Raw genomic sequence first — 13,533 nt, forward strand, 5'->3', positions numbered from 1 at the left:
GGGCCAGCGCGCTGGCTCCTGCAACCGGCACGGTCAACGCGTCAACCCGAGACGGCGGCGCGCAAAAGGGCCTGCGTGTGCGACCGCTCGGCCGGATAGCCGAACAGATAACCCTGGCCGTAGGTGCAGCCCAGTTCGCGCAGGGCCGCGCGCTGGGCTTCGGTCTCCACGCCCTCGCCGATGGTATGGATGCCCAGCGTGCCGGCCAGCGCCTGGATCGCGCGCACCACCGCGACACTCTCGGGCTGGGCGTCGCCGATCAGGCCGGAGACGAAGCTCTGGTCGATTTTCAGGCACTCGATCGGGAACCGGTGCAGGTACGACAGCGCCGAGAAGCCGGTGCCGAAGTCATCGAGCTGGGCGAGCACGCCATGGCTGCGCAGCGTGCGCAGCATCCGCAGCGCGCGCGGCACGTCGTCGAGCAGCGCCACCTCGGTGATCTCGATGCGCAACCGGTGCGGATCGGCGCCGGCGTTGTCGATCATCCGCAGCAGGCGATCGGCGAAGTCGCCGGAACGGAAATGCCGCGGCGAGACGTTGACCGAAATGTAGCCTTCGCCACCGCGGGCGAGTTCCTCCATGACCTGGGCATAGAGGATCCAGTCGACTTCCTCGATCAGGCCGCTGTCCTCGCCCACGCCGATGAACTCGCTGGGCGTAAGCAGGCCGCGGCGCTCGTGGCGCCAGCGCAGCAGCGCCTCGTGGCCGATCACGCGATGGTCGTCCAGGCGCACGATCGGCTGGTAGAAGGCGACGAAGCCATCGCCATTGATGGCACGGCGCAGGTCGGCCTCGAGGTCGAGGATGCGCACGGCTTCCTCGCGCATGGCCTCGTCGAATATGGCGCAGCGGTCGCGGCCGGCGGCCTTGGCCCGGTACATGGCGGCGTCGGCGTCGCGCAGCAGTTCGGCGCCGGTGCGATAACGCGGATGCCACAGCGCGATGCCGAGGCTGGCCGAGGGGAACACTTCGCGACCGGCGACCCAGCACGGTTCGCCGAGGGCGCGCAGGACACGCTGGGCCAGTTCTTCGGCCACTTCGGGGCCGTCGATGTCCTCGATCAGGATCGCGTACTCGTCGCCGCCCAGGCGCGCGACGGTGTCGTCGCCGCGGACGGCCTCGACAATCCGGCGCCCGGCTTCGACCAGCAGCTCGTCGCCGGCGGAATGGCCGACGCTGTCGTTGACCAGCTTGAAGCGGTCGAGGTCGAGGAACAGCACCGCGAACGTGCACTGCTGTTCGCTGCGCGCCCGCGCGATCGCCTGCGCCAGGCGGTCGAGCAGCTGGCTGCGGTTGGGCAGGCCGGTCAGCGCGTCATGCATTGCCTGGTGGGTCAGCTGCTGCTCCACGCGCAGGCGCTCGCCGATCTGCGACAGCAGCTCGGTGTTGGCCTGGGCCAGCTCGCGGGTGCGCGAGTCGACGCGCTGCTCCAGCTCGGCATGCGCGGACACCAGGCGATCCTGCGCCTGCTTGCGCGCCAGGCCGATACTGATGTGGTGGGCGACGAAGGTCAGCAGTTCCTGGTCGCGGACGCTGAAGGTGATCGCCGGCGAGTAGCTCTGCACGGTGATCACGCCCACCACCGACTCGTTGCGGAACAGCGGCACGCCCAGCCAGCAGTGCGCCAGCGAGCCACGGCTGCGGACCAGTCCCTGCGATTCCAGCGCGGCGATGCGCTTGCGGTCGGCCAGCAGGGCGCGGCCGCGCGCGATCACGTATTCGGTCAGGCCCGAGGCGAGCTTGCGGTTCTCGCGACTGGAGTCGCGCTCGTCGATCGAGTACGGGAACTCCAGCCCTTCGCCGTCCTCCGACACCAGCGCGATATAGAAATTCCGCGCGTACAGCAGGTCGCTGACGACGTCGTGGACCTGGGTGTAGAAGCGCTCGAGCGTCTCGGAGGTGATCGACAGTTCGGCGATGCGGAACAGCGCGCGTTGCAGGCGCTCGGCGCGCTGGCGCTCGATGATCTCGGCCTGCAGGTCGCGGTTGCTCAGCTGCAGCGCCTGGGTGCGTTCCTCGACGCGGCGCTCGAGCTCTTCGCGGGCGTGGAAGCGATCGAGCGCGGTCAGGATGTGCTGCGCCACGAACGAGAGCAGCGCACGCTCTTCTTCGCCGTAGACATCCGGGCGGTCGTAGCTTTGCACCACGATCGCGCCGCAGATGCGGTCTTCGCGGCGCATCGGCACGCCCAGCCAGTCCTCGCTGTCGGGACCATGGCGTGCATCGCGAGGAACGCCGAGGCGGTCGCGGATCAGTTCCGACGGACCCTGCAGCGGCTCGCCATGGCGCAGCAGCGCCACGGTCACGCTGTTGGGCATGTCGTCGATGGCGATGTCGCGCTCGGGTTCGGCGACGTAGGTGTCGACCTGGTCGGCGAAGTACAGGAAGCGAAGGCAGTCGCGGACGTCGTCGTACAGCACGATGTAGAGATTGGCCGCGTACATCAGACCCGCCACTACCGTGTGGATCCGGCGCAGCATGTCGGCCAGTTCCAGGTCCGAACCGGCCAGGTCGGCAATCTCGAACAAGGCCTGCTGCAGGCGCTCGGATTTCTCCAGCGACTCGGCCCGCGCCAGGGTGCGCAATGCGACCAGGTGCGAGGCGACCACGCGCTGCGCCATCGCCAGCCAGACGTCGCGCACTTCGGGCAACACCGGTCCAGGCAACTGCACGGCGATGGCCACGCGAACGGCCTCGACCGTGGTCCAGGCGATTTCGATCCGGTGCGAATGCTGGCCGGCCGGGCTGCGCTGCAGCAGCACCTCGGCGCGGCTGGCCAGGGCGCTGGTGGCGCCAGGCGAGGCCGAGCCGGCGGAAATGCCGGTGTGCGGATCGCGCCACAGCACCGCCACCTCGGAGCCGAACGGCAGGGCTTCGTGCAGGGTGTCGGCCAGCGAATCGCGCCCGTAGCCGGCATTCACGATTCTGACGGCCTTTGGCCTGCTGCGGTTCGACACTGCGGATGGAGCCCCTGGACAGACGGCGAAGGATAACGCGCCTCCGCACGTACGTGGATCAACCCCGTCGTGAACTGCGATCCGTTCATCTGATATGAGCCTGGCCCTGGAACTGACCGCACCCCTGCCCTTGCGCTTCCCGTCCGCGGCTCCAGCCCGTAACCTGCCGCGGATGAATGCGGGCGAGGATCCGAGCGACGACCTGTTGATGCTGGCCTGGACCGGCGGGGACACGGCTGCCTTCGAGGTTCTCTATGCGCGCCACCGCGGGCCGTTGTACCGGTTCCTGCTGCGCCAGCTGCGCGACAACGCCCTCGCCGACGAGTTCTTCCAGGACGTCTGGCAGCGGGTGATCGCCGCGCGCCAGGGCTGGAAGCCCGACGCCGCGTTCAGGACCTGGCTGTTCCGCATCGCCCACAATCGCCTCAACGACCACTGGCGCGGCCTCAAGCACCGGCCGCCCGCCCCCGAGGACGGCGACGAGCGCGCCGCCAGGGTGCCCGACCCGAGCAGCCCGGAGCGGGAACTGTCCGAATTCGAACAGCGCCGGCGCCTGCAGCTGGCGATCGCGGCGCTGCCCGAGGAGCAGCGCGAAGTGGTGCTGTTGCGCCTGGAGCAGGAAATGAGCCTGGAGGACATCGGCGCCATTACCGGGGTCGGCCGGGAAACGGTGAAATCGCGACTGCGGTACGCGATGGACAAGCTGCGTGCCGGTTTGAGCGAGCTGAGCGACTGAACCATGAGCCATCCCTTCGACGAACCGTTGAACCCCGAGGAACGCGCCCTGGCAGACCGCCTGGCGCGGCTGGGGCCGCACGACGGTCCTTCGCCGGCGCTCGACGCGAAGATCCTCGCCGCCGCGCACGCCGCCGTCGCCCCGCGCCGGAGCCGGCGCTGGCTGGCCCTGACCGGCATACCGGCCACCCTGGTCACCGGCGCTGGCATGGCCGCGGTGCTGGCACTGGCGGTGGGCGTGGTCTGGCAACTGCGTCCTTCGGCCCCCGCGCCGAAGGCGCCCCGCGACGAAAGCGACTTCGGCTTTGTCACCGCTGAAGTGATCAGGCGGTCCGAACCGCCCACCACGGCTACCGCGGCCGCAGCGGCGACGGGCAATGCGCCGCCACCGCCTCCCGCGCAGGCCGGCTCACCGGCGACCGCGCGCGCCGTGAACACCGCTCCCATGGCGCCAATGGCGGCCAAGCGCGAAGCCGCGCCGGATGCGCGAGCCCCTGTGCAGGAAGGCCACTTCCTCGATGAGGCGGTCGATCCGCAACACTCCCATCCGGCGACGGCTGCCGCCCGTAGCGACAGTTATGCCCCTGCCGTGTCGGCGCCAGCGCCGGCACCGGTGTTTGCGCCGGCGCCAGCGCCGGCACCTGCGTCGGCCCCGGTCGCCGAGGCCGCCGCCGAAAGCGAGTACCGGCAGCGCGCCGCCGCGCAATCCGACGCCGCCCAGCGCAAGTCCCTGATGGACGATGCGCCGGCGCGGCGCGAGCAGAGCGCGCAGGCCGCTGCGAAGGCCGCCGGAGCGTCCGTGGCGGCCGATGCAGCGCAAGCGTCCGACACCGATGCAACGAGCGGCACCCTGGACCGCATCGAAGTCACCGGCAGCCGCATGTCCGTCGCCGACCTGCCGGTGCGCAACGATCGCGCCCTGGAACCGGAACAGTGGCTGCAGCGCATCCGTGATCGGCGCGACGCTGGCGACGTCTCCGGCGCTCGCGAGAGCCTGGCGCTGTTGCGCAAGACCCACCCTCGCCTGAGCCTGCCCGACGACCTGCGCGCGCTCGCCGATCCTGCGCGATGAGCAACGCCACGCTGGCCACGCCGACCTCGTTCCTGCTCGAGGTCAAGCACAGCCGCTTCATCGTCCATGCCGCCCCGGTAACCGCGCCGCAAGCGGCGCTGGACTTCATCGCCGCGGTCGGCGACCCGGACGCGACCCACAACTGCTGGGCCTACCGGATCGGCAGCGAATACCGCTTCAACGATGATGGCGAACCGGCCGGCACCGCCGGACGGCCGATCCTGGCGGCGATCGACGGCCAGGGCCTGGACCAGGTGGTGGCCGTGGTCACGCGCTGGTTCGGCGGCATCAAGCTCGGTGCCGGCGGCCTGGTGCGCGCCTATGGCGGCAGCGCGGCGGAGTGCCTGCGCGTGGCGCCCAGGCGCATTCTCGTCGCCCATGTCACTGTCGAACTCGACTATCCCTTCGAGGACACCGGCACCGTGCACGCGGCCCTGTCCGCCCACGCGGCCGAGAAACTCGACGAACGCTTCGGCGCCCACGGCGCACAACTGCGCCTGCGTTTGCCGGCCGCAGAGCTGCCGCCCTTGAAAGTCAGGCTTCGCGACGCCACTCGTGACCGGGTGCGCTTCGGCGACGAACTCCCCGATATCTGAGTGACCCGGATCGCCATGAACGCTCGCGTTGACGCCACCCAGACCAAGGCCCCCATCGGCAACCTGCGCACGCTGTGGCCATTCGTGCGCCAGCACCGCGCCCTGTTCGTCGCCTGGCTGGTCTCGCTGGCGGCGTCGAGCGCCGCCACGCTGACCTTCCCCAAGGCCTTCGGCACGATGATCGACCAGGCCTTCACCCAGGGCGGCGGCGCGATCGACCGCACCTTCGCGCTGCTGTTCGCCGTCGCCGTGGCGCTGGCCCTGGCGACCGCCGCGCGTTTCTACTTCGTGTCGCTATTGGGCGAACGCGTCGTCGCCGATCTGCGCGAACGCCTGTACGCACACCTGATCGGCCTCGATGCCGGCTTCCACGACCGCAACCGCAGTGGCGAGCTGGTATCGCGCCTGACCGCCGACGCCGAACTGCTGCGCAGCGTCGTCGGCTCGAGCATGTCGGTGGCGCTGCGCAGTTCGGTGACCGTGCTGGGCAGCATCGCGATGTTGTTCTTCACCAGTCCGCGACTGGCCGCGTTCGCCCTGGTCGGCATCCCGCTGGCGGTGCTGCCGATCGTCGTCGGCGGCCGCCGCCTGAAGAAGATTTCCCGCACCAGCCAGGACCGCATCGCCGATGCCAACGCGCTTGCCAACGAAACCCTCGGCGCCGTGCGCACGGTCCAGGCGCATGCGCGCGAACCCTACGAGCAGGGCCGCTTCGGCAGCGCGGTGAAAACCGCGGTCGACACCGCCCGCCGGCGCATCCAGGCGCAGGCCTGGGTCACCGCGATCGCGATCATGCTGGTGTTTGGCGCGATCACGCTGGTGCTGTGGTCGGGTGCGCACGATGTCCTCGCCGGCCGCATGAGCGCCGGCACGCTCGGCCAGTTCGTGCTGTATGCCCTGCTCTGCGGCGGCTCGGTCGGCGCACTGGCCGAGGTCTGGAACGAGCTGCAGCGCGCGGCCGGCGGCATGGGCCGGATCAGCGAACTGCTGGTCGAGCAAACCGCGGTCGCGTCGCCGCCGCATCCGACTGTGCTGCCAAAACCGCTGCGGGGCGAAATCGCCTTCGACAACGTCACCTTCCATTACCCGCAGCGTCCCGATGCGGCGGCACTGGAAGGCTTCAGCCTGCGCGTACGCCCGGGCGAGACCGTCGCCCTGGTCGGCCCTTCCGGCGCCGGCAAGAGCACGGTGTTCTCGATGCTGCTGCGCTTCCACGATCCGCAGTCGGGCCAGGTGGATATCGACGGCGTCGACATCCGCCAGCTGGCGCTACCGGACCTGCGCGAGTCCATCGCACTGGTGCCGCAGCAGCCGACCATCTTCGCCAGCAGCGCGCGCGAGAACATCCGCTACGGCCGCCTGGATGCCGATGACGCCGACGTCGACCGCGCCGTGGCCGCCGCGCATGCCGCCGACTTCGTCGCCGCGATGCCGCAGGGCCTGGACACCGAACTGGGCGAGCGCGGCGCGCGCCTGTCCGGCGGCCAGCAGCAGCGCATCGCCATCGCCCGCGCCCTGCTCAAGGACGCCCCGATCCTGCTGCTCGACGAAGCCACCAGCGCCCTCGACGCGCAGAGCGAGCGGGCCGTGCAGAAGGCCCTGGAAACCCTGATGGAAGGGCGTACGACGCTGGTCATCGCGCACCGCCTGGCCACGGTGTTGAAGGCCGACCGGATCGTCGTCATGGACCACGGCCGCATCGTCGCCGAAGGAACGCACGCGCAGTTGCTGGCGCAGGACGGGCTGTACGCCGAACTGGCGAGGCTGCAGTTCCTCGACTGAGCCACTGAGCCACCATCCGCGGGGTTGCGCCCGCGCTCACGCGAGTTTGAGACGTTTCTCATTGGCTTGGCCATTGCACGCAAGCACCCTCGGGTTGAGTCGAACCGCGCGGAGGTGCTCCATGACGCCCACTTCACACGCAGCCCTGACAACGCCCGGCATCGCCCAGTCGCGGCCGGCGACTGTGAAACCGGCAACCGATTACTCCCACGTGAGTTCGCGCGAGGTTGCACGTCACCTGGTGGAACAGGGATTGCTGTTCGAGGTCACGCTCTACCCCGAGGAGTTCGGTGGCAACCAGGAGCAGCACAACCTGATCTTCGTGCCCGCCGGCATCCCCGAGATCAAGGACCTGGTGACCGAGACACTGCTCTGCCTGCGCGACGAGGGCCTGTTTGACCGGCTCAGCTTCGACGTCGAATACAAGAGCAACAGCTTCGTGCCGAGCAGCATCAACGTCCAGGCGACGCACCACGTCAAGAGCCGCTCCTTCGAACCGCGGATCGGCATCTGGTAGCGCGGCGCGGCCAGTTTTCCGTAGCCCGGGCAAGGACGTGTGTCACCCGGGTCGATCCTCGTTCGATCCCGTGTGCGCTCCAATTGCCCGGGCTACGTTCTTCCTCATCACCGTGCAGCCGTGCGCAGTCGAGGCGCGCTCAATCCGGCGGCCAGGCCCGCGCGATGAGTGGCCCCAGATCGAAATCGCGCGACAGCGTGCCCAGCGCATTGCCGTGATCGCCACCGATCCGGCTGCAGCAGAACGTTTCCGCGATCGGGCTGCCGTTGCGCAGCAGCTGGCTCGCCTGCAGTGCCAGCGCCAGCGCTTCCACCCAGCGCCGCGCCTCCACTTCGGGCACCTGGGCCTCGCCGACCAGCACCGGCCGCAAGGCCTTCAGCTCGGCGTCGAAATCCGGATCCAGGTGCGATGCCGCGTCCAGTTCGGCCAGCAGCGCCTGCCCCGTCTGCGGCTCACGTTGCAGCGCACGCAGCACGTCCAGGCACTGGATGTTGCCGCTGCCTTCCCAGATCGAATTGAGCGGCGCCTGCCGGTACAGCCGCGGCAGCATCGACTCCTCGACATAACCGGCACCGCCCAGGCATTCCTGGGCTTCGTTGATGAAGGCCGGCGCGCGTTTGCAGATCCAGTACTTGCCGATCGCCGTGGCGATGCGGGCGAAGGCGGCTTCGCGCGGATCGAGCGCGGAACGGTCGACCGCGCGCGCCACGCGCATCGACAGCGTGATCGCCGCCTCCGCTTCGATGGCCAGGTCGGCCAGCACGTTGCGCATCAGCGCGTGCTCGGCGAGGCGCTTGCCGAACGTACGGCGATGGTGGGTATGGTGCATGGCCTGCGCGAGCGCCATGCGCATCTCGGCGGCCGCGCCGAGCATGCAATCCAGGCGTGTCAGCATCACCATCTCGATGATGGTCGCCACGCCGCGACCTTCCTCGCCGATGCGCCACGCCCAGGCATCGTCGAACTCCACCTCCGACGACGCATTCGACCAGTCGCCCAGCTTGTCCTTGAGCCGCATCAGCCGAAACGCGTTCTTGCCACCGTCTGGACGCCAGCGCGGCAACAGGAAGCAGGTCAGCCCTGCCGGCGCCTGCGCCAGCACCAGGAAACCGTCGGACATCGGCGCCGAGAAGAACCATTTGTGCCCGACCAGCAGATACTCGCCATCGGCCGCCAGCGCCGTGGCGCGCGTGCTGTTGGCGCGAACATCGCTGCCGCCCTGCTTCTCGGTCATGCCCATGCCCAGGGTCACGCCAAGCTTGTGCTCGATGCCGACATCGCGCGGGTCGTAGTACGGCGATATCGCCTTGCCCGCCCACTCGTGCAGTGCCGGCGAATGCCGCAGCACCGGAATCGCGGCATGGGTCATGGTCAAGGGACAACTGCTCCCCGGCTCGACCTGATGATGCAGATAACTCAGCGCCGCGCGTGCGACATGCGAACCCGGCCGCGGCTGCGCCCACGACAGCCCCGCCACCCCATGCTCGACACCGGCCTGCATCACCCGGTGATAGTTGGGATGGAACTCGACCAGGTCGATGCGATGGCCAAAGCGGTCGTGCGTCCGCAGGCGCGGCCGATCGCGGTGAGCATCGAAGCTGAGCCGGTACAACTCGTCGCCCGCCAGCGCGCCATAGATTGCCAGCGCGTCGGCAAAGTCGCCGCCACCCTCGCGAACGACCGCTTCGGACAGCGCACTGTCATCGCGCCACAGATCGCGCGGCCCGAACTCGGGCGGCTGGTTCTCGACCAGGTGCGTGGCAAACGGCGGCAGCGGTTCCATCTGCGACTCCGACGCGGGCATGGGTCGATTCTAGGCCTCTACCGCCGCTGGCCGTGACCAAAAAAAAGGCCCCGCAATGCGGGGCCTCCCAAGCCGGTAGTGCCAGGCTCGCGTCAGATCACGCCACAGGCGTGATGTTCGACGCTTGCGCGCCCTTCGGACCCTGCGTCAGCTCGTAGCTGACACGCTGGCCTTCCTGCAGGCTGCGGAAGCCCTTGGCGTTGATCGCAGAGAAATGCGCGAACACATCTGCGCTGCCGTCCTCGGGCGAAATGAACCCGAAGCCCTTGGCGTCGTTGAACCATTTCACGGTGCCGTACTGCATGTCCTTATCAACCTCATGCTGGATGCGTTGTCGCGCAGGGCCCGACAACCGGACCCAAGCGCCGGTCGAGTATGCAAACTGAACGCCGGCTTGACAATCACCCTGGCGCCGAACGGTCGAGCAATGCCGCCAGCAGCGCCGGCAGACCGGCCGACGCCACGGCCACGTTGTCGAGCACATCCTGCAGCGTGATGACCTCGTCCGGGTCCGGGCCGGCACCGGCCGCCCAGTTGGCGACGATGGCCAGACAGGCGTAATCCAGGCCCAATTCGCGCGCCAGGCCGGCCTCGGGCATGCCCGTCATCCCGACCAGATCGCATCCGTCGCGGCGCATCCGGGCAATCTCGGCGCGGGTTTCCAGGCGCGGCCCCTGGGTGGCGCCGTAGCAACCGCCAGCCACCATCGCCACGCCCGCCTTGCCGGCCGCCGCGACCACTTCCTGCCTCAGTGCGCGCGTGTACGGCTCACCGAAGTCGACGTGGAGCACCTCGGCGCCCTCTTCTTCACAAATCGTTGACACCCGTCCCCAGGTGTAATCGATCAACTGGTCCGGGCATGCCAGCACGCGCGGCCCGAAACGATCGCCGATGCCGCCGACCGTATTGAGCGCCAGCACCCGCTGCGCACCCAGCGACTGCAGCGCGGCCAGATTGGCGCGGTAATTGATCTTGTGCGGCGGCAGCGAATGGCCTTCGCCATGGCGGGCGAGGAAGGCAACGCGGTGACCGTCCAGCGTGCCGAGCCGGATCGGCCCGGACGGCGCGCCGAAGCGCGTCGACGGTTGCAGCGTTTCCACGTCGCGCAGCGCGGCCAGCTTGTACAGGCCCGTGCCGCCGATGACGGCCAATGCGATTCCACTCATCCGCTCAATCCTTCAACGCGTAGATGGCCGGCAGGTTGCGCCCCTGCTCGTGGTAGTCCATGCCATAGCCGAACACATAGCGGTCCGGCACCTCGACGCCGACGTAATCGGCATGCAGTCCAGGCACGCAACGGTCGTGCACCTTCACCGCCAGCGCGGCGATGCGCACGTCGCGCGCACCCTGCTCCAGGCACCACGCGCGGATCGCGGCCAGCGTATGGCCCTCATCGAGGATGTCGTCGGCCAGCAGCACGCGGCGGCCCTGCAGCGGCGTCGCCGGGCGATGCTTCCAGGTCAGCTCGCCGCCGGAGGTGGCGCCGCGGTAGCGGGTGGCATGCAGGTAGTCGAACTCCAGGTCGAGCCCGAGCGCGCCGACTTCCATCGCCAGTTGCGCGGCGAACGGCAGGCCACCGTGCATGATCGTCAGATAGACCGGCACGTCGTCGTTACCGTAGTCGGCGCGGATCGGCGCGGCCATCTGCCTGATCGCCTGCTCCAGCGTGGGCCGGTCGATCAGCAGGTCGGAATTGGCCAGTGCGGCCGCCAGGTCATTGGTCTTCGCAACAGGGATGCTCATCACGCCAGGCCCTCCAGATGGCTACGCGCAGACCCGTAGCGGCTATCGGCCAGCAGGCCGTCCCAACCCATCGCGCCGCGTCCGATCAGGCCGGTCAGCGCCATCGTGTTGAGCGCGCGCCCCTGCACGGCCGCCAGCGATTCCTCGACCAGCTGCGGGTGGCAGACCAGCACCACGTCGCAGCCGGCATCGTAATGCGCGTCGATGCGCGCCTTGACGCCACCGGCGGAGAACGCCGCCTTCATGCCGATGTCGTCGCTGAAGACCACGCCGCGGAAACCCATCTCGTGGCGCAGCACGTCGTTGATCCAGTACTTCGAATAACCCGCCGGCTCCGGCGCGACGGCCGGGTACTTCACGTGCGCCATCATCACCGCATCGGCCTTGGCGTCGATGCCGGCAACGAAGGGGATCAGGTCGGTCGCGCGCAGCTCATCGAGCCCGCGCGGGTCGACGGCGTCATCGAAATGGGTGTCGGCCTGCACCGAGCCGTGGCCCGGGAAGTGCTTGAGCGTGGCGGCCATGCCGGCCGCGTGCATGCCGCGCACATAGGCGCGGGTGAATTCGGCGACGACCGCGGGATCTTCCGAGAACGCACGATTGCCGATCGCCAGGTTGCCGCGTCCCAGGTCAACGACCGGGGCGAAGCTGAGGTCGACGCCGCTGGCCTGCACTTCGGTGGCCATCAGCCAGGCGTGTTCCTCGGCCAGCTTGAGCGCGGCCTCGCGGTCGTCGGCGTACAGCTTGCCGAAACCCTGCAGCGGCGGAAGCGCGCTGTAGCCTTCGCGGAAACGCTGCACGCGACCGCCTTCCTGGTCGACGCAGATCAGCTGCGGGCGCCCGGCCGCGGCGCGGATCGCGGCCGAGAGCTCGGCGACCTGGTCGCGTGAGGCGAAGTTGCGGGTGAACAGGATCACGCCGGCGCAGGCGTCGTGCTGCAGCCAGTCGCGCTCTTGCGCGGTAAGTTCGGTGCCGGCGACGCCGATCACGAGCATGCGGAAAACTCCAGGCGGTGGGGGCTGCGCCAAGGGCGCGGCCTCGCATTGTCGCGCAGATGGCCGGTCGCGGCAGCCCCGCGACGCGGCGGTTCAGGCATCCGTGGCGCCCGCCGTCGGCACGATGCCGAGCCGGGCAAATGCATCGCGGAACACATCGGGGGTCTGCGCGCCCTGCACTGCCAGGCGCCCGTCGAGGACGAAGGTCGGCACCGCCTGGATGCCCAGCGCGCTGGCCTGGCCCAGTTGCGCGCGGACTTCGGCCACGCCTTCGTCGGAATCGAGCATCGCGCGCACGCGCTGTGCCGACAGCCCGCCGGCGGCGCCGGCATCGACCAGCGTCTGCGTGTCGGCAAGGTTGCGACCTTCGGCGAAGTGGGCGCGGAACAACGCCTCGCCCACCTTGTCCGCATCGCCTTCGCGGCCGGCCAGCCAGACCAGCCGGTGCGCCTTGAGGGTGCTCACGCGCACCTGGCCACGGTCGAAGTCGAACGGCAGGCCTTCCGCGCGTCCGGTTGCCTGGGTCTGCGCCAGGATCTGCGCGGTGCGCTCAGGACCCCCGAACTTGCGCTCGTAGGCCTCGCGCAGCGGCACCGGAGTCTCGTCGGATTCCGGATCCAGCTGGTACGCGTGCCAGTGGATTTCCGCGTTCTGCCCGGCTTCGCCCAGCTGCGACAGCGCCGCGCGCAGGCGGTGCTTGCCGATCCAGCACCAGGGGCAGACCACGTCGGACCAGATATCGATGCGCAGGGGTTTGTTGTTCATGGCCATGGAGTTGGGGACTCAGTGCGTCGAAGCAACCGCGCCGGAACGCTCGCTTTCGCTCCACTGCGCGTAAGGCCGCGTGGCCAGTGCGAGGTTGTAGTAGCGCACCGCCTCGGTGACTTCCGCGCCGATCCAGTCGGGCCGGGCGAAGGCCTCATCGGCCGACGACAGTTCGATCTCTGCCACCACCAGGCCTTCGTTGTCGCCGAGGAACTCGTCGACTTCCCACAGGTGCCCTTCGTGCTCGACGTAGTGGCGACGCTTGTCGACCAGTCCGCCAACGCACAGCGCCAGCAGGCCGCGCGCGTCTTCGACCGGGATCGGGTAGTCGAACTCCTGGCGGGTGTGCCCCAGCTCGCGCGACTTGAGGTTGAGGAAGGCCTCGTCACCGGCGATGCGCACGCGCACCGATGCCTTCATCGCGCCGGTGTCCATCGCCGCCTGGTCGTTGATGTAACCCTGCGCCATCGGCACGACCTCGCGCGCGGCCGCGCGCCAGCCGTCACCGGTGACCAGGAACTTGCGTTCGATTTCGATGCCCATGCAGATCTCCGTCCAGCCAATGTG

At 69.2% G+C, this 13,533-nt stretch carries 13 protein-coding genes; 5 read left to right on the plus strand and 8 right to left on the minus strand.

The features are described 5' to 3' along the window. Nucleotides 1–41: 41 nt before the first annotated feature. Nucleotides 42–2,921, minus strand: a complete 2,880-nt coding sequence (locus AC1DER_RS04950; protein WP_477247844.1) for a bifunctional diguanylate cyclase/phosphodiesterase — start codon at nucleotides 2,919–2,921, stop codon at nucleotides 42–44. A gap of 208 nt (nucleotides 2,922–3,129) precedes the next feature. On the opposite strand from AC1DER_RS04950, the gene AC1DER_RS04955 reads away from it, so the two are divergent. The 5 genes from AC1DER_RS04955 (at nucleotide 3,130) to AC1DER_RS04975 (ending at nucleotide 7,659) form a co-directional block, all read left to right on the plus strand. After that, nucleotides 3,130–3,693 carry an RNA polymerase sigma factor gene (locus AC1DER_RS04955; RefSeq protein ID WP_477247876.1) on the plus strand — a complete coding sequence of 188 codons (564 nt, stop codon included), beginning with the start codon at nucleotides 3,130–3,132 and terminating at the stop codon, nucleotides 3,691–3,693. Between the two features lie 3 nt (nucleotides 3,694–3,696). After that, nucleotides 3,697–4,764 (plus strand): hypothetical protein, encoded by a 1,068-nt coding sequence (locus AC1DER_RS04960; protein WP_477357717.1) that lies wholly within the window; start codon nucleotides 3,697–3,699, stop codon nucleotides 4,762–4,764. Further along, the gene (locus AC1DER_RS04965) at nucleotides 4,761–5,360 is read left to right on the plus strand and encodes an IMPACT family protein (RefSeq protein ID WP_477247847.1); all 600 of its coding nucleotides are present in this window, start codon (nucleotides 4,761–4,763) and stop codon (nucleotides 5,358–5,360) included. Before AC1DER_RS04960 ends, AC1DER_RS04965 begins: the two co-directional genes overlap by 4 nt. 15 nt (nucleotides 5,361–5,375) lie before the next feature. Continuing rightward, complete coding sequence (locus AC1DER_RS04970) at nucleotides 5,376–7,142, plus strand: ABC transporter transmembrane domain-containing protein (RefSeq protein WP_477247849.1); 1,767 nt, start codon at nucleotides 5,376–5,378, stop codon at nucleotides 7,140–7,142. A 121-nt stretch (nucleotides 7,143–7,263) separates the two neighbouring features. Then, nucleotides 7,264–7,659: a hypothetical protein gene (locus tag AC1DER_RS04975; protein ID WP_477247851.1), complete on the plus strand. Its 396-nt coding sequence runs from the start codon at nucleotides 7,264–7,266 to the stop codon at nucleotides 7,657–7,659. Between the two features lie 139 nt (nucleotides 7,660–7,798). On the opposite strand, the gene AC1DER_RS04980 is transcribed toward AC1DER_RS04975, so the two are convergent. From AC1DER_RS04980 to AC1DER_RS05010, 7 genes are all read right to left on the minus strand, one after another. Then, nucleotides 7,799–9,463 (minus strand): acyl-CoA dehydrogenase family protein, encoded by a 1,665-nt coding sequence (locus AC1DER_RS04980; protein WP_477247853.1) that lies wholly within the window; start codon nucleotides 9,461–9,463, stop codon nucleotides 7,799–7,801. 97 nt (nucleotides 9,464–9,560) lie between these two features. Further along, nucleotides 9,561–9,767 (minus strand): cold-shock protein, encoded by a 207-nt coding sequence (locus AC1DER_RS04985; protein ID WP_158733706.1) that lies wholly within the window; start codon nucleotides 9,765–9,767, stop codon nucleotides 9,561–9,563. A gap of 97 nt (nucleotides 9,768–9,864) precedes the next feature. Beyond that, complete coding sequence (locus AC1DER_RS04990; RefSeq protein WP_441814961.1) at nucleotides 9,865–10,629, minus strand: S-methyl-5'-thioinosine phosphorylase; 765 nt, start codon at nucleotides 10,627–10,629, stop codon at nucleotides 9,865–9,867. Between the two features lie 4 nt (nucleotides 10,630–10,633). Further along, the gene (locus AC1DER_RS04995; RefSeq protein ID WP_477247855.1) at nucleotides 10,634–11,206 is read right to left on the minus strand and encodes a hypoxanthine-guanine phosphoribosyltransferase; all 573 of its coding nucleotides are present in this window, start codon (nucleotides 11,204–11,206) and stop codon (nucleotides 10,634–10,636) included. Continuing rightward, nucleotides 11,206–12,201: a beta-N-acetylhexosaminidase gene (nagZ, locus tag AC1DER_RS05000; protein WP_477247857.1), complete on the minus strand. Its 996-nt coding sequence runs from the start codon at nucleotides 12,199–12,201 to the stop codon at nucleotides 11,206–11,208. The genes AC1DER_RS04995 and nagZ overlap by 1 nt, the downstream gene beginning before the upstream one ends. Before the next feature lie 93 nt (nucleotides 12,202–12,294). Continuing rightward, the gene (locus tag AC1DER_RS05005) at nucleotides 12,295–12,951 is read right to left on the minus strand and encodes a DsbA family oxidoreductase (protein WP_441815222.1); all 657 of its coding nucleotides are present in this window, start codon (nucleotides 12,949–12,951) and stop codon (nucleotides 12,295–12,297) included. Nucleotides 12,952–12,984: 33 nt separating this feature from the next. After that, on the minus strand, nucleotides 12,985–13,509 hold the full coding sequence (locus AC1DER_RS05010) for a CYTH domain-containing protein (protein ID WP_441814964.1): 525 nt from the start codon (nucleotides 13,507–13,509) through the stop codon (nucleotides 12,985–12,987). Nucleotides 13,510–13,533: the final 24 nt, after the last annotated feature.

This window comes from Lysobacter sp. 05T417 (assembly GCF_056396405.1).